This is a genomic window from Glycomyces xiaoerkulensis (assembly GCF_002798405.1).
In the GTDB taxonomy this organism is placed as follows: domain Bacteria; phylum Actinomycetota; class Actinomycetes; order Mycobacteriales; family Micromonosporaceae; genus Glycomyces; species Glycomyces xiaoerkulensis.
The window spans coordinates 268,413-283,715 of record NZ_PGGV01000033.1; the positions used below are offsets into that span (position 1 = coordinate 268,413).

At 69.0% G+C, this 15,303-nt stretch carries 12 protein-coding genes and 1 tRNA gene; 8 read left to right on the plus strand and 5 right to left on the minus strand.

Annotation, left to right across the window (positions count from 1 at the left end):
* Window positions 1-199: 199 nt before the first annotated feature.
* Window positions 200-2,065, plus strand: coding sequence for a serine/threonine-protein kinase (locus tag CUT39_RS20860; protein ID WP_100447895.1), 1,866 nt, complete (start codon window positions 200-202; stop codon window positions 2,063-2,065).
* 74 nt (window positions 2,066-2,139) lie between these two features.
* Here CUT39_RS20860 and CUT39_RS14830 read toward each other — a convergent pair whose 3' ends face one another.
* Together CUT39_RS14830 and CUT39_RS14835 are read right to left on the minus strand one after the other, a co-directional pair.
* Window positions 2,140-3,135, minus strand: a complete 996-nt coding sequence (locus tag CUT39_RS14830) for a ribonucleotide-diphosphate reductase subunit beta (protein ID WP_100447897.1) — start codon at window positions 3,133-3,135, stop codon at window positions 2,140-2,142.
* A gap of 77 nt (window positions 3,136-3,212) precedes the next feature.
* The gene (locus tag CUT39_RS14835) at window positions 3,213-5,573 is read right to left on the minus strand and encodes a ribonucleoside-diphosphate reductase subunit alpha (RefSeq protein WP_100447899.1); all 2,361 of its coding nucleotides are present in this window, start codon (window positions 5,571-5,573) and stop codon (window positions 3,213-3,215) included.
* Window positions 5,574-5,910: 337 nt separating this feature from the next.
* Between CUT39_RS14835 and CUT39_RS14840 the strand changes: the two genes are divergently transcribed.
* A tRNA-Arg gene (locus tag CUT39_RS14840) sits at window positions 5,911-5,983 on the plus strand.
* Window positions 5,984-6,390: 407 nt separating this feature from the next.
* Here CUT39_RS14840 and CUT39_RS20410 read toward each other — a convergent pair.
* Window positions 6,391-6,579, minus strand: coding sequence for a helix-turn-helix domain-containing protein (locus tag CUT39_RS20410; protein WP_157930702.1), 189 nt, complete (start codon window positions 6,577-6,579; stop codon window positions 6,391-6,393).
* A gap of 284 nt (window positions 6,580-6,863) precedes the next feature.
* Here CUT39_RS20410 and CUT39_RS14850 point away from each other — a divergent pair, with 284 nt between their 5' ends.
* The 3 genes from CUT39_RS14850 (at window position 6,864) to CUT39_RS14865 (ending at window position 9,972) form a co-directional block, all read left to right on the plus strand.
* On the plus strand, window positions 6,864-7,733 hold the full coding sequence (locus CUT39_RS14850; RefSeq protein WP_100447903.1) for an alpha/beta fold hydrolase: 870 nt from the start codon (window positions 6,864-6,866) through the stop codon (window positions 7,731-7,733).
* A 374-nt stretch (window positions 7,734-8,107) separates the two neighbouring features.
* Window positions 8,108-8,428: a transposase family protein gene (locus CUT39_RS21860; protein ID WP_100447905.1), complete on the plus strand. Its 321-nt coding sequence runs from the start codon at window positions 8,108-8,110 to the stop codon at window positions 8,426-8,428.
* Between the two features lie 332 nt (window positions 8,429-8,760).
* A complete protein-coding gene (locus tag CUT39_RS14865) occupies window positions 8,761-9,972 on the plus strand; it encodes a zinc-dependent alcohol dehydrogenase (protein ID WP_100447907.1) in 1,212 nt (403 codons plus the stop codon).
* Window positions 9,973-10,084: 112 nt separating this feature from the next.
* Here the strand turns inward: CUT39_RS14865 and CUT39_RS14870 are convergent, their stop codons facing one another.
* Both CUT39_RS14870 and CUT39_RS14875 read right to left on the minus strand, forming a co-directional pair.
* On the minus strand, window positions 10,085-11,197 hold the full coding sequence (locus tag CUT39_RS14870; protein ID WP_100447909.1) for a cytochrome P450 family protein: 1,113 nt from the start codon (window positions 11,195-11,197) through the stop codon (window positions 10,085-10,087).
* Window positions 11,198-11,611: 414 nt separating this feature from the next.
* On the minus strand, window positions 11,612-11,959 hold the full coding sequence (locus CUT39_RS14875; RefSeq protein WP_100447910.1) for a plasmid stabilization protein: 348 nt from the start codon (window positions 11,957-11,959) through the stop codon (window positions 11,612-11,614).
* 481 nt (window positions 11,960-12,440) lie between these two features.
* Between CUT39_RS14875 and CUT39_RS14880 the strand changes: the two genes are divergently transcribed.
* The 3 genes from CUT39_RS14880 to CUT39_RS14895 all read left to right on the plus strand — a co-directional run bounded on the left by CUT39_RS14880 (window position 12,441) and on the right by CUT39_RS14895 (window position 15,288).
* Window positions 12,441-13,553, plus strand: coding sequence for an FUSC family protein (locus CUT39_RS14880; RefSeq protein ID WP_100447911.1), 1,113 nt, complete (start codon window positions 12,441-12,443; stop codon window positions 13,551-13,553).
* A 330-nt stretch (window positions 13,554-13,883) separates the two neighbouring features.
* Window positions 13,884-14,621, plus strand: coding sequence for an SDR family oxidoreductase (locus CUT39_RS14890; protein ID WP_100447915.1), 738 nt, complete (start codon window positions 13,884-13,886; stop codon window positions 14,619-14,621).
* A gap of 262 nt (window positions 14,622-14,883) precedes the next feature.
* Window positions 14,884-15,288: a four-helix bundle copper-binding protein gene (locus tag CUT39_RS14895; RefSeq protein ID WP_100447917.1), complete on the plus strand. Its 405-nt coding sequence runs from the start codon at window positions 14,884-14,886 to the stop codon at window positions 15,286-15,288.
* Window positions 15,289-15,303 lie beyond the last annotated feature (15 nt).

The following is a 15,303-nucleotide window of genomic DNA, read 5'->3' on the forward strand; positions in this document are numbered from 1 at the left end:
GAAGCGACATATCATCCGTTCGGTCAGTTGTGACTGGCTTTTCGTCCAGGCGTATACAGAATCCCGGGCACGTTGCCGTAACGTTATCCGGCAGAGGGCCCAGAACCCAGGACGCGAAAACGAACGCCGGGCGGAGCGCAGCCGACGCTGACCCACGCTCCGCCTCGACCCAGGCTCGACACTACGGAGGCTGCAACTAGTGGACACCATCTCGTCCTACGGTGCTCCCACCGGCCATCACCCCAAGTCCAGCGCACCCTTCTCCCCGCCGCCCGCCGGGTACGCCGACCACCTCGCACCGGGCGCGCCGCACCCGCCGGGCCCCGCCACGCACGTCCCCGGTGCCGAACTCGACCCCGAAGCACTCCTGGCCGGGATCGAGCGGCTCACCGGGTACAAGGAGATCGACCGTGGCGCCTACTCGGTCGTCTACAGCGCCACCCGCTTCGACGACGGCTCCGAGGTCGCCGTCAAGATCGAGTCCCGGCCGCTGACCGACGAGGCGTCCCGGCAGCGCTTCCGCCACGACATCGAGACCGCCGGACGCATCTCCAGCCACCGGTGCGTGGTCGGCATGCTCTCGGCCGGACTCACCCGCCGCGCCCACCCGTACGTGGTCATGGAACGCTGCCGCGGCTCGGTGGCCGACCTGCTCGACCACTACACGACCCTCCATCCCCAGCAGACGGTCGAGATCGGCATCCGCATCGCCGACGCGCTCGCCGCCGCCCACGAGTCCGGCATCGTCCACCGCGACGTCAAGCCCGCCAACATCCTCCTCGACGAGCAGGGCCACGCCGTCCTCACCGACTTCGGGCTCTCCTGCCTGATGCCGCAGCCCCAGCCCGGCGAGCCGGTCTCGACGATGGCGACCCCGGCGTACGCGCCGCGCGAGATCTTCCAGATGGGCGAGGTCGGCACCAGCGCCGACGTCTACTCCCTGGCCGCGACGCTGTACACGATGCTCAACGGCCGCCCGCCCCGCTTCCCGACCGACGGCGCGGTCGACATCAACCAGGTCGCGGCCCTGTACGACGAGCCGATCCCGGCGATTCCCGGTATATCGCCGCTCTTGCTGGAGATGTTGAGAACGGCGCTCATCAACAACCCCGAGGGCCGGCCCACCGCCGTCGAGTTCCGCGAGTTCCTCGCCTCCATCCCCGAAGCCTCCACCGGGATCATCCCGAGGGTCACCGTCCCGCCTCAGCGCGAGCCGTCGCCCCCGCAGGAGGGCGTCTTCTCGGCCTACTCCCAGCCGTCCGAGCCCGAGGAGCCCGAGCCGCCCTCGACGCTGCGCCTGGCCCCCTCGGGCCGCCGCCCCGGGCCCCAGCGGCCCGAGCCGGGACCGGTCCGGGCCTCGGCGGCCGCCCCCTCGGCCCCGCCGGCGCCCGAGCGGGCCCCGGAACGCCCGGCCGAGCCCGCCCCGGCCCCGACCGAGCAGTGGCGGGCCTTCGGCTCCGGAGGCACGCTCGAGGGCGGCCAGACCGGCACGCGTCTGCCGGTGCCCCCCGCCGAAGGCACGACCCGCCGCGAACGCCGCCTCCAGTCCGGCGACGGCGGCTCCGGGCTCGGCCGCCTGCTCGGCATGGGCTTCGCCGTAGCGGCCGTTATCGCCCTGCTCGTCTGGGGCGCGGTCTGGCTGTTCGGCGGCGACGACGAGACCGACCTCGAGGGCCAGTCGAAAGTCGAGGACTACGTCAAGGAATGCTCGCTTCAGCAGGAGGGCGCCGACTGCGTGCAGGAACCGACCTGCTTCGACGGCGAGGTCGGCGAGCTGACCCCGGCCGAGTGCAGCGGCGCGCACCAGTGGGAGGCCTACGCGACCGGGACCCTGCCCGAGGGCGTGGGCGCCGACGACGAAGCCGCCGCCAATGAGGACGAGACGATCGCCTCGGCCTGCTTCGACGGTGAGCGCGAGGAAGGACCGCTGTCGCAGTTGATCGGCGGCGACGCGGTCGACTGGGCCACCGACCTCCATCTGCCCGGCGACGGCACGTTCATGTGCGTCGCGCAGATGGCCGACGGCTCCCAGGCCGAGGGCGTCACCTTCGCCCGCGGCGCATGAGCAAGGCCCGACGCCCCCTCGTGGGGACGCCGGGCCGGTGACCTGGACCGGGGAGAATGCGGTCCGGTCCTTACTTAGAACTCCTCGTCGAGGTCGACCGTGCCCTCCACGGCGGTCTGGTAGGCGGTCGGCCGCCGCTCGAAGAAGTTCGTCAGCTCTTGGACGTCCTGCAGGGCCATGAACGGGAACGGGTTCTCCGAGCCGAACTTCTTCGGCATCCCGAGCCGCTCCAGGCGCTGGTCGGCGACGTACTGCAGATACGACTGCATGTCGTTCACGGTCATGCCCGGCATGCCCTCGCCGATGAGGTCCTGGGCGAACTGGAGCTCGCACTCGACGGCCTCGTCCATCATCGCCGTGACCTGGTCGCGCATCTGGTCGTCGAACAGCTCCGGCCCCTCGGCGCGGACCACGTCGACGACGCTGAAGGCGAAGTTCATGTGGCAGGACTCGTCGCGGAACACCCAGTTGGTGCCGGTGGCGAGCCCGTCGAGCAGGCCCCGGCTCCGCAGCCAGTACACGTAGGCGAACGCGCCGTAGAAGAACAGGCCCTCGATGCAGGCGGCGAAGCAGATCAGGTTGAGCAGGAACGCCCTCCGGTCCTCGGCGCCGGACAGCTCCCGCATCTCGAACACCGAGTCGATCCACTTGAAGCAGAAGTCGGCCTTGCGTTTGATCGAGGGGATGTTGTCGACCGCGGCGAACGCCTTGGCGCGCTCGTCGGGGTCGGGCAGGTAGGTGTCGAGCAGCGTCAGATAGAACTGGACGTGCACGGCCTCCTCGAACAGCTGCCGCGACAGGTACAGGCGGCCCTCGGGCGAGTTGACGTGCTGGTACAGGTTCAGCACCAGGTTGTTGGCCACGATCGTGTCGCCGGTGGCGAAGAACGCCACGAGCCGGTGGATCAGGTGCTGCTCCTGCGGGGTGAACTTCGCCAGGTCGGCCAGGTCGGAGGCGAGATCGACCTCTTCGACCGTCCAAGTGTTCTTGATGGCGGCCCGGTACTGCTCGTAGAAGTCCGGATACTTCATGGGTCGCAGGGTCAGGTTCATGCCCGGGTCGAGCAGCATAGGTGCGGTCCTCTCGAATATGGGTTCTGCGGGCGGTCAATGCGTCGGGGAGCGCCCTCGGGCGCTCCCCGAGGGCGTTACTGGCAGGCTTCGCAGCTCTCCGGGTTCTCCAGGGAGCAGGCCTCCTCGTCGGTGGCGGTCGCGACCGGCTGCGGCGCCCCGACCGTGGTCTGGTTGATCCGGGTGGCCGGGCGGCTGCGCAGGTAATAGGTGGTCTTGAGGCCCTGCTTCCAGGCGTAGCGGTACATCGCCGACAGCTTCCCGATGGTGGGGCTGGCCTGGAACAGGTTCAGCGACTGGGCCTGGTCGATGAACGGCGTGCGGGCGGCCGCGAGGTCGATCAGGGCCCGCTGCGGCAGCTCCCAGGCCGTCCGGTAGCGCAGGCGGATGTCCTCGGGGATCGCCTCGATGCCCTCGATCGAGCCCTCGGCGACCACGATGGCCTGCCGCAGGGTCTCGTTCCACAGGCCCCGCTCCTTGAGCTCGCCGATCAGGTGCCGGTTGACTTGGAGGAACTCGCCGGAGAGCGTCTCCCGCTTGAAGACGTTGGAGACGACCGGCTCGATGCATTCGGCGCAGCCGGCGATCGAGGCGATCGTCGCCGTCGGTGCGACCGCGACCATCAGCGAGTTGCGCAGCCCGGTCTCGCCGATCCGGCCGCGCACCGCCTCCCACCGCTCGGGCAGAGTGATCCGCGCGTTCCGGTAGTGGTCGAGGTGCAGGACGCCCTCGGCGGCGCGGGTCTGGTTGAAGTTCGGGTGCGCGCCCAGCTCCTCGGCGAGCCACGCCGAGGTCTCGTAGGCGGTGACGGCGATGTGCTCGGCGATCTTCGTCGACAGCTCGAGGGCCTCGGCCGAGTCGAAGGCGAGGCCGAGCTTGAAGAACACGTCGGCCAGGCCCATGCAGCCCAGTCCGATGGGCCGCCACTTCCGGTTGGCCTTCTCGGCCTCCGCGGTGGGGTAGAAACCGAGGTCGATGGTGCGGTCGAGGAACTTGACGGCGGTGCGCACGGTGTCCTCGAGCCGCGCGAAGTCGAAGCCCTCGCCGGTGCAGTGCTCGGCGAGGTTGACGCTGCCGAGATTGCACACGGCGGTCTCGGCGTCGCTGGTGACCTCGAGGATCTCGGTGCACAGGTTCGACAGGTGGATGACGTTCTGCGGATCGGCCGTCTGGTTCGAGACGCGGTTGGCGGTGTCGGAGAAGGTCATCCAGCCGTTGCCGGTCTGGGCCAGCGTCCTCATCATGCGCCCGTACAGCTCTCGTGCCGGGATGGTCTTGCGGGCCTTCCCGGCCGCCTCGGCCCGGCGGTAGGCGGTGTCGAACCGCTCGCCCCAGAGGTCGACGAGCTCGGGGACCTCCTTGGGGTCGAACAGCGACCAGTCGGCGTCGGCCTCGACGCGGCGCATGAACTCGTCGGGCACCCAGTTGGCGAGGTTGAGGTTGTGGGTACGGCGGTCCTCGGAGCCGGTGTTGTCCCGCAGCTCCAGGAACTCCTCGATGTCGGCGTGCCAGGTCGCCAGGTACACGCAGGCGGCGCCCTTGCGGCGCCCGCCCTGGTTGACCGCGGCGACCGAGGAGTCGAGCGTCCGCAGCCACGGCACGATCCCGTTCGAGTGGCCGTTGGTACCGCGGATGAGCGAGCCGCGGGACCGCACGCGCGACCAGGCGATGCCGATGCCGCCGGCGTATTTGGACAGCCGCGCGACCTGGCTGTAGCGCTCGTAGATGGAGTCGAGCTCGTCCTTGGGGCTGTCGAGCAGGAAGCACGACGACAACTGCGGCCGCCGGGTGCCGGAGTTGAACAGCGTGGGGGAGGAGGGCAGGTACGCCAGTTGCGAGAGCAGGCGGTACAGCTCGGCGGCCTCGGCGACGCTCTGGCTCAGCCCGCACGCCACGCGCAGCATGAAGTGCTGCGGCCGCTCGAGCACCGTGCGGTGCTCGGGGTGCCGCAGCAGGTACCGGCCGTAGACCGTGCGGAGCCCGAAGTACTCGAAGCGGTCGTCGGCGGCCGAGTCGATGACGGCGTCCAGCTCGGGTCCGTGCGCCTCGACGAAGGCGACCAGTTCATCCGAAAGGAGTCCGTTGTCGCGGCAGGCGCCGATCGCGTCGGTGAACGAGGCGACGCCTTCGGCGGCGGTCTCCTCGGCGATGTGCTCCGACAGCAGGCGCGCGGCCAGTTTGGAGTACGTCGGTTCGGAGGCCACCGACGCGGCGGTGATCTCGATGGCCCGTTCGCGGAGGTCCCCGACGGTGGCGCCGGGCCAGATCCCGCCTTGGACCTGGGCGATCACGCGTTCGGCGTCGACGTCGCCGAGCCCGGCCGCGTGGACGCGGATCTTCTCGGCGATGGATGCGGCGACCTCGCCGCCGGACGGATCGCCCCGCTGTGCCGGTGCGGTGGTGGTGGCGGCGGATGTGGTGCTGGCGAGCCCGGTCATCTCTGCATCCCCTCGTGACGTGATTCGCGTGCGGAGCCGGCGCCGAAGCCACCGCCCTTTCACGGTGGTGAAGCGAAGGCGGCCGGACGTCGACCCGACAACCCGGAATCATACATGTAGTGGTTGATCCTCGCAGTCGACCCAAGATGTTGAGGTTCTTCGAGGTTTCGGGCGGTGAAACCGCAGCGTGTCCGCTAAACTCCGAGGTTTCCGAGGGGTCAGCCTAAGCCCCCGGTGCGACACTTCCGCGCCGAAACGGACGCGTCCGCCGATGGTGTGATCCTCGCCGTGCAAACCGCCTGTCCCGCTGTTCGGCACGCCTGGTAGCATCGTCCTCGCCTCCGTAGCTCAGGGGATAGAGCACCGGTTTCCGGGACCGGGTGTCGCAGGTTCGAATCCTGTCGGGGGCGCGGTGTGGAGCTGCGTAAGTCTGGCGGACTTACGCAGCTCTTTTTGGTCCCTGGGGCGGGTCTGGGGCGCTCGGGTGGACGAGGGTGATGCGGCGGGTCGTGCAGGACATTGAGTTCGGGGCCGTGATCGAGGGCTCTGAGGCGGCGCTGGGGGGTCTGGCGGTCGGCGTTCGGTTTCGTCGAGCAGCTCCCGCAGCCCGCCGCCCCGCCGCACCAGGACGCTCATCTGCTCATGCGCCCGGCCGCGTCCCCGCTCGGTCACTGCGGTCCGGCCGGATTCGAAGTTGTAGAAGTAGGCCACGATCCGGGTGTTGGCCGGCAGCGCCTGCCGGCAGGCGCGCACCTGCCGGGGCAGCGACAACGTCGGATCCTGCCGGAGGTACGGCCCAGGAACGCGACCGGGACCACTACACCCGCATCGCCTCCGGATCGGCCTCGATCGCCCGTTTGTCGGGCCGCTGGACGGAAATGCCCATGCGTCGCAGCAGCTTGCCCATTCCCTGTTCGGTGAAGGAAACCTCGAACAGACGCTCGGAGAGCGCCACGACTTTCTTGCGGGGCCACAGCTTCCCGCCCAGATCGGGCTCGAAGTCCACGATCGATCCGACCAGCGCCTCGGACTCGCAAGCCGACAGCCGCGTCTGTTTGCCCGCCCTGCGACCGGGTCGACCCGAGACCGTCCCGGCTGCGCCGCCATCGGCGTAGCCGCGCTTCCAGTTCCGGATCGAACCAGGTGAGACGCCAATGATCCGGAGCGCCCCTCTGCATAAAGCCTCACCTCAATATTGGTCCGCCGGCGAGTGGGACCCCGAGCAGATGACGTCCGGCCCTGGACGGCAGGCTCATTGCTGAGGACCGGGCCGAATCATATGGTGACGTGATGGAGTTCGAGGAGATCGCCATCGCCACGGACCGACTGGAATTCCCTGCGCTGGCGGTCGGAGAGGGCCCGGTCGTGGTGTGCTGGCACGGATTCCCTGATCATCCGGCCACCTTCGGGCCGCTGGCCGAGCGCCTGGTGGCCGCCGGGCGACGTGTCGTGGCCCCGTTCCTACGCGGCCATCATCGAGTGCACGCCGACGCCATGACCTACGCCGACGGTCTCACTCTGGCCGCAGACGCCGCCGCGGTGGCCCGTGTGCTGGACACCGACGGCGTCGACATGATCGGGCACGACATCGGAGCCGGAATGGTGGGCCGCGCGGCCGCCGCGTGGCCGGAGCTGGTCCGAAACGCCGTCACCATGGCAGTGCCGCCGCCTGCGGCCCTGCCCGGTCTGGTAGAAGATCCGGCCCAGTTGCAGCGGTTGTTCTACATGTTCCTGTTCCATGTCCCCGGGATCGGTGAGGCGACGCTGAATCTGAAACTCGTCGACTACCTGTGGGCGAACTGGTCTCCGGGCCTGGATCCGGGTGAGCACCGCGAGCGCGTCCACGCCCTGTACGAAGACCCTGCCCTGGTGGCCAACGCTCTGCGGATCTACCGCGCCAATTTCGACACCTCGCTGCACGACCCGGAACTCACCGAGCTGGCCGCCACCGCCGAGGCGCCTGCGTCCATCCCCATGCTGGTGCTCGCCGGGGAGGATGACGGATGCATCCCGCCGCCGTCCTTCGCCGACGCCGAGGTCGGCCTCGCGCCCGGTTCCCGGGTCGAGATCCTGCCGGAGGCGGGGCACTTCATGCACCTGGACCGCCCCGACGAGACCGCGAGGATCGTCCTGGAATGGCTGCGGGAGCCGGGCGGCTGAGGAGCGGGTCATGCCGGGTCGTTCAGGACGGAGTCAAGTGCCACGAGGGCGCGATCTGAGTCCGGTCGTTTAGGCCCGGTTCGGTCTGGGTCCGCGGCACGTCCTGCTTCACAGTGGACATGCTTTTCGGCGTGAGTGAACGCGCCCCCGCAGATCGACGTGATGCGCGAGCCTCGTGCCGCCGCGTCGCGGAGCGCGTCGAGCTCGGTTCCCATCACAGCCGGAGTCGGCCGGCCTCGGTCTGCGCGGCGATACCGGGTTCCGACCTTGGTCGCGGCCCCACGGAGAGCACCGAATGCGAATGGGCATGATCGGCCCATGGGCGAACCTCGATCCTCGACTCGGGCCCTGTCGTGAGGCGCCGTTCAGGTGCAATGCGCACCCACGACACCGCCGCCGGAATCCGGCAGATCCCCCGGCTGCTGGCCGAGTATGGCCTGTTCGCATTGGGCGACAAAGGCTACGGCGGACTCGACCACGACCTGGTGATCACACTGATCAAGGGCAACGACAAGCCCGAGTGGCAAAAGGCCTACAACCGCCTGCATTCCCGCCTCTGCGGACCCGGCGAGCGAATGTTCGCCCAGCTCAAAACCTGGTCGATCTTCGACCGCGTCCGCTGCGACCCGCACTGGTCACCCAGATCGCCAAAGCCATCCAAAGTCCTCAACAGCTACGAGCACAACTCAGATTGAAACGGGCTCATTGTGACCCAATGGTTCGACAGCCTCGCTCCTCTGGGGACTGCGTTCCAAGGCGCGACGCCGACCTCCCACGAGCCGCCATCCCAGATCGTGCTCGGCTCTTCTTGAAGCGGTCGTCCTTGGTGATCAAGCGATTGCCCTCTGTGCTGGGGCGGCGTCTCGGCTCATACAGGGCCCTAGCCCAGCCTCAGAGCTCGGCCGACGGCAGATGCCTGCTGCGATCGAGGCGACCTGCTGAACGAGGAGTTCCCGGTCAGTCGGGTGTTTAGGGGGGCGGTGACCCGGGCACCTGGCGGTGACGATCGAGGCGAGAGGCGAGTGCGATGAAGGCTGTTGTGTGGCACGGGGTCGGGGACATCCGCTTGGATGAGGTGCCCGATCCGAAGATTCTGGAACCGAGTGATGCGATCATCCGGATCGTGCGCAGCGCGATTTGCGGTACGGACCTGCACATGGTGCGTGGTGCCATGCCTGGCATGGTCGAGGGCACGATTCTCGGTCACGAGGCGGTCGGTGTAGTCGAGGAAGTCGGGCGGGAGGTGCGGGGGTACAGGCCTGGTGACCGTGTGGTGGTGCCCTCCACGATCGGTTGTGGTACGTGTGCGTACTGCCGGGCCGGCTACTACGCGCAGTGCGACGCCTCCAACCCGAATGGCCCGTCCGCGGGCACGTGCTTCTTCGGCGGGCCGAAATCGACCGGACCGGTGGACGGGTTGCAGGCCGAGTACGCGCGCGTGCCGTATGCGATGACCAGTCTGGTACGGATCCCGGACGCGGTGACCGACGACCAGGCGATCCTGGTGTCCGACATCTTCCCCACCGCCTGGTTCGGTTCGAAGCTCGCCGAAGTCGGCGACGGGGACAGCGTGCTGGTGCTGGGTGCGGGGGCGGTGGGCCAGTTCGCCATCGCCTCGGCCAAGCGGCAGGGCGCCGGGCGGGTGTTCGCCGTCGATGGGATCGCCTCCCGCCTGGACAGGGCGCGAGAGCAGAACGCCGAGGCGATCGATTTCAACCATGAGGACCCGGTGGCGGTGATCAAGGAACTCACCGGTGGGATCGGCGTCGATCGTGTTATCGAGGCCGTGGGCATCGACGCACAGCGCCCGAAGTCGGGACCGGCCGCCGCGCAGGTCGGCCACGAGGTGGAGCGCTTCGAGGAGGAGCGGCGACAGGCTGCGCCCGACGCGGATCCCAGCGGAGACCGGTGGGTGCCCGGCGACGCGCCAAGCCTGTCCGTCGAATGGGCCGTAGAGGCGGTGGCCAAGGCCGGCAGCATCGGTATCGTCGGCGTCTTCCCTCCCGGTTTCAAGAGTTTCCCGATCGGCGCGGCGATGAACAAGAACCTCACCGTGAAGATGGGCAACTGCAACCACCGCCGCTACCTGCCTGGGCTACTCGACCTCGTGCTGACCGGCACGGTTGACCCGACCGCGTTCATCACTCAGCACGAGCGGCCCACCGACGCCATCGAGGCATACGAGACGTTCGACCGGCGCCAAGACGGCTGGCTCAAGACCGTCCTGGATGTTGCTTAGCCTATAAGGCATCTGTCGGCCCGGATTCGACATGAACGGCGCTTCGGTGCTGACCGGAGTACTGAGGCGCCCGAATACGCCGGCGGGCTAGGAACGCGTGCCGCGACTGCGGTCAGGCCGCCCAACGTGGACCTCCATTGCCGATGGCAGGAGGACATCGGACCCTCGTCGCCTCGCCGCCGCGGGTGATCGAGCCGAACTCGCCGCTCTCCGTGCGGTGTCGTGACCGTTGCGAGGTCGAATCACCCCAGATGGCGGCGTCCGGGCGATCTGGCGACGCACGGGGGAACGGTGGAACGGCTGGGCGATCGGGTTCCTTCCAGATCCGCGGATCGTGATTGGTGCCGTACAGGTCGAGCAGGACCCACCGGCCCGCCGGGAACCGATGGCCGTGCCATTCGCTCTCGGCTCGAGCCCGGGCGAGCAGGAACGGAAAGAACGGGTAGTACCGCCGTACCTCTTGGACGAACGGCTCCGCATCGGTGCCCTCCCGGAGGCGACGCTGCCATACCGGATGGTTATGCAGCGCATGAGCGACGAGGACGAGGTAGACCGCGATGGCCACGGTTGGCCGTAGCAGATTCAACACCTCCACCGCCGCCACGGTCGGCGGCAACAGCTTGCCGTCCAGCTCGCGATGTCGGGCGATGACGTCGACGGCGGATCCGGGCGGCGGGTCGAGACGACCGGTGCGGATCGCCTCAACCAGGCTCTCGATCCACCGCTCCGCCGAGTTCCGAGCGCGACGTGACCGGCGATGCAAGATCCCGATCGACCCGGCGTGTTGGAACATCGCAACCAGCTCCGATGTGCGTCGGTCCACGTAGAGGACAACGGGCCCATTCGACGCCCACCGTGCGGCCTCGTCGGACCAGCGGCCGATTACCGCATCCGAGAGCCGATCGATCTCTTCCGCGGTTGTCAGCGAGCGGAACATCTGCTTGCGGTGGCGATGCGCGGGGCCGTCCAGGCTCTGGACGCCGCCTTTCCCGAACAGCGTCCTCTGAAGCCTGGACGGGGCCGAGCCGGCACGCACGAACCGATCGCGATCGTAGAAGCAACCGGCGGCCTCAGGTCCGGTCATGCAGATCGCCTGCCGAAGCAGGAATCTGGTCTCGAACAGATCCGAGCGGTGACGGCGACAGTGCTGGGAGATATAACCGTACGGGTCGCGCATCAACGCCAATGTGCTATCGGGAACCCGCTCACGCGGCATTTTGCGCATCCGTCATCCTTCCCGGTGGCCACCGTCTTCGCCTCGTCGGCCTTGACTACCCGCGGCCGATCCTTGTGAACCACCGGAGGCAGCCGGCCGGACTGGCTGTGGGAGCGCTCCGCAGCGGGACGCTGTTCGCGGCTCAGGCTCCAAGCCGAGGGGAGAGCGATTGAGTAATGGAGCGGGACGCCGCATTGGGGAAGGCCGCCACGATGCCGAACCCCAAAATCGATGGCGGAACCAGGACCGCTTGTCGATACTGTAGTCCTCTTGCCGCTCTGTGCCCTTGTGCGCGGCCGCCGCGCCCCGCCGAGCGCCTGCTGCGGGAATCAGTCAGGGCCGGGTCGGCGCCGGGTATCCACGGTGAGCGTCCCGTCGAGCCCCCCGAAGGTGCAGGCGGTCCGACCGACCGCCCCGCTCGCTTCAGGCCCGTCTGAGGGCGCGTTCGAGCTCATCCTTATTCATCTTCGAGCGACCCGTGACGCCTTTGCGCTTGGCGTCCTCGTAGAGCTGCTCCTTGGTGCGGCCCTGCGGTCCGGTCCGCTTGCCCGAGCGCCGACCGCCGCGCTTGTAGGCGGACCGGTCCTCGGTCGAGGTCTCGCTGGCCCGCCGGGACTCGCCGGCCTGGGCGCGCTGCTTGTTCACGGTGCGCGCGGCGATCTCCTCGGCCCGCTCGCGCGAGGTGCCCCGCTCGATGGACTGGTCCCTGATGCTCTCGTACTGCCGCTCTTCCTTCTTCGACCACTGGTCCCGCGGATTCCGCCGTGGCATGGCCTGTCACCTCCGGTTGAGGGCCGCTCCTGGAACGGACTGCCTGCTAGAAGCGTTCCCCGGTCGGGGCGGTGGAAACCTCGCGGGGCTATGCGGGAACGCCTGCCACGGCCCGCTCCCAACAGCGGTGCCGGGGGATCTCGGCGGTCGAGGCATCGAAGCACTCCTCGGCCAGATTCTCGCCGACTCCGTCGGCAGCGATGGGACAGGCCGTGGCGGCGAAGCGGGCTTCGACGCCGCCGCCCGCGCACAGCCGGTCAACCTGGAGCCGAATCCGGCGACGGGCCAGAGATGCTCGGCTCCCGGTTGCAAACGGGCGGCCCCGTTCCTCAGGAGTCGTGCTCGCCGAGCGGGAGTGTTCTAGCCGGCAAGGCGGTCGCAGTCAATCTGGGGTGTACCTATTTGCGTCCTCGTCGGCACCTCCCGTCGGGCGAGCATGGGTGTTGTCGCCGGTGGGTAACCGATCGTGGTGGAATCTCGCATGCTGCGCCTGCCGCGGCGCGCGTTCGAGGCTCTTTTCGACGAGGTGCGCCGCGCCGGCTCTTGGGTCCGCGAGCTGGCGCGATCCGACGGTTCGGCCCGCCGCACGCTGGCCCAGACGCTCAAGGCCACCGGTGCGGCGATCCTGGCCTGGTGGATCGCCGCCGAAGCGCTCGAGTTGACGATGCCGTACGTCGCCCCGCTGGTGGCGATGATCATGGTCCGCGACACCGTCTACTGGTCGATACTGTCGGGTCTCCAGCAGGTGGCGGCCGTGGCGATCGGCCTGACGTTTGCATACGGCGCACTGGCCCTGACCGAGTCGACCACGGCGGCGCTGGCCTTGGCGCTGCCTCTCACGCTGCTGATCGGCCGGTCCTACCGACTGGACGACCAAGGCATCTACGCGCCGTTCGCCGCCCTGTTCCTGCTCACGCTCAACCAGCCCGAACAGGAATACCTGCGATGGCGGCTGCTCGAGACCGTGCTGGGGGCAGGCATCGGCACCCTGGTGAACCTGTCGGTGCTGCCGCCGGTGCACATCGGCAAGGGCAAGTCGCACCGTCGCCACGTCGCCGCATCGACCGCCGGAATCCTCCGCGACCTCGCGGCCGGCCTGCGCGAGGGCTTCGGCCGCGAGTGGGCCCTGGAGTGGGTCACCCGCGCATCGGAGCTGGACGACCGGATCTCGAACCTGCGCGCGACCCTGCGTGAGGGCCGCCGGAGCCTGTGGTTGAACCCACGATGGCCGTACCGGCGCCACGGGGACGCAGTCGACAGCGATTTCCACGCCGCCGACCGGCTGAGCCTGGCCGCCGAGTCAGTCCAGACCATCACCGACATCCTCGGCAATGCCAGCCGCGACGACATGCCCGACCACGCGCTGGGCCGGGAGTTCGCCGAGCGCTACGCGCGGTTCCTTGACCTGCTGGCGGACGCGATTCCGGACGCGGTCTTCGGCGAGTACGACCCGTCGATGTCACAGGAGGTCATGTCGGCGTTCGGCGAACTCGAGGCCGTGCTCGACGGGGTGGTCGACCGTGTCCCCGACGCCGAGATGCGCGGCGCGCTGCTGCTGGCCGCCCGGCAACTGCTCCACGACCTCGCCGAATGAACGAGAAGTAGCCTCTCGGTGGACGGGGTGCGGGAGCCGGCTGTTCCGACCTGCCGCAGCCTCCGGGGTCGCGGCGCGGCCTTCGGCGGAAGCCCACCGGCCACGGTCTCCCCGGCTCCGCACCTCACGCTCCGCGCCGGGCTCCATCCGATGTTATCGACGATAACGAATATTGGGGTGCAATGGTTCGCACTTGTGTTATCGTTGATATCGAGATGCTGATTCCATTGATCCGGAAGCAGTCGTGGAGGCGATGGGTCCTCCCGTGCCGGTGGCGCCACCGGTCGCTCTTCCGGGCGCACCACGATCCACATCGCGAAGGAGACGGACATGGACACCAATGACACGCGCGTCGCCCTGGTCACGGGCGGTTCCGGCGGCATCGGCAAGGCCGTCGTGGAGAAGCTCGCCGCCGACGGGTACGCGGTCGCGGTCCACTTCGCCGGCAACCGGGACGGGGCCGAGACCCTCGCGACCGGGATCACTGGCGAGGGCGGCCGCGCGATCGCCGTCGGCGGCGACGTCGCCGAAGAGAACGCCATGGCCGCCGTGTTCGACGCGGTCGAGTCCGCCTTCGGCGGTCTCGACGTCGTGGTGAACACCGCGGGCGTCATGGTCCTGTCGCCCGTCGCCACCATGGACCTGGCCGAACTCGATCGGATGCACCGCACGAACATCCGCGGCGCCTTCGTCGTCTCCCAGCTCGCCGCCAACCGGGTGCGCTCCGGCGGGGCGATCATCAACTTCTCCACGTCGGTCACGCGCGCGCAGCTTCCGACCTACGGCGCCTACGCCGCTTCGAAGGCCGCCGTCGAGGGCCTCACCCTCGTTCTCGCCCGCGAGCTGCGCGGCAAGGACATCACCGCGAACACCGTGGCCCCCGGCCCCACCGCCACGCCCCTGTTCCTGGAGGGCAAGAGCGAAGAGCTCATCGACCAGATCGCCTCCATGAACCCGATGAACCGGCTCGGCACGCCCGAGGACGTCGCCGAGGCCGTCGCGTTCCTCGCCGGGCCCGCCCGCTGGGTCAACGGCCAGACGATATTCACCAACGGCGGCATGGCCTGAGCAGGACTCGGCGTCGCATCCGGTGCCGCGCCCTCCCCGGCGCAGGAGGCCCCGGAGGCCGGGTTCGGGCGAATCGCATACAGACGCCCTCGGGAGCGAATAGCGTGGGCTTCTACGGAGCTCGCTCCGGTTCACCGCACGGCCCCGCAGTACGCCGCGCCGTGCGCGGAACCGGGCCGGCCGACTCGCCCGCCCTCGTGAAGACCGAACCGGCGACGCGCACCGCGCCGCCGGCGCATCGCGATCCGACAAGGAGACCTTCATGACGCTCGTGGACGACATGATCCGGACCTACCCGGCCGACCTCGGCAACGTCGACCGCCGGAAACTCGCCGACTGCATCAAGGAATGCTTCGCGTGCGCGCAGGCGTGCACCGCCTGCGCCGACTCGTGCCTCAGCGAGCAGGACGTCGCAGCCCTGGCCAAGTGCATCCGCACCAATCTCGACTGCGCCGACGTGTGCTTCGCCACCGGCCAGGTCCTCTCGCGCCACACCGGATACGACGCCAACCTCACCCGCGCGGTCCTCGAAGCCTGCGCCACGGCCTGCAAGTCCTGCGCCGACGTCTGCCGGGAGCACGAGGCCATGGACCACTGTGCGAGCTGCGCCTTCGAATGCCGCAACTGCGAGCAGGCCTGCCGGGAGCTCCTCGACGCCCTCGGCTGACCGCCGGACCCCGCC

Coding starts and splice junctions, on each gene's coding strand:
- CUT39_RS14895 (WP_100447917.1), top strand. CDS start 14,884: ATGACGCTCGTGGACGACATGATCCGGACCTACCCGGCCGACCTCGGC.
- CUT39_RS14890 (WP_100447915.1), top strand. CDS start 13,884: ATGGACACCAATGACACGCGCGTCGCCCTGGTCACGGGCGGTTCCGGC.
- CUT39_RS14850 (WP_100447903.1), top strand. CDS start 6,864: ATGGAGTTCGAGGAGATCGCCATCGCCACGGACCGACTGGAATTCCCT.
- CUT39_RS21860 (WP_100447905.1), top strand. CDS start 8,108: ATGCGCACCCACGACACCGCCGCCGGAATCCGGCAGATCCCCCGGCTG.
- CUT39_RS14830 (WP_100447897.1), bottom strand. CDS start 3,135: ATGCTGCTCGACCCGGGCATGAACCTGACCCTGCGACCCATGAAGTAT.
- CUT39_RS14875 (WP_100447910.1), bottom strand. CDS start 11,959: ATGCCACGGCGGAATCCGCGGGACCAGTGGTCGAAGAAGGAAGAGCGG.
- CUT39_RS14835 (WP_100447899.1), bottom strand. CDS start 5,573: ATGACCGGGCTCGCCAGCACCACATCCGCCGCCACCACCACCGCACCG.
- CUT39_RS14870 (WP_100447909.1), bottom strand. CDS start 11,197: ATGCGCAAAATGCCGCGTGAGCGGGTTCCCGATAGCACATTGGCGTTG.
- CUT39_RS14880 (WP_100447911.1), top strand. CDS start 12,441: ATGCTGCGCCTGCCGCGGCGCGCGTTCGAGGCTCTTTTCGACGAGGTG.
- CUT39_RS14865 (WP_100447907.1), top strand. CDS start 8,761: ATGAAGGCTGTTGTGTGGCACGGGGTCGGGGACATCCGCTTGGATGAG.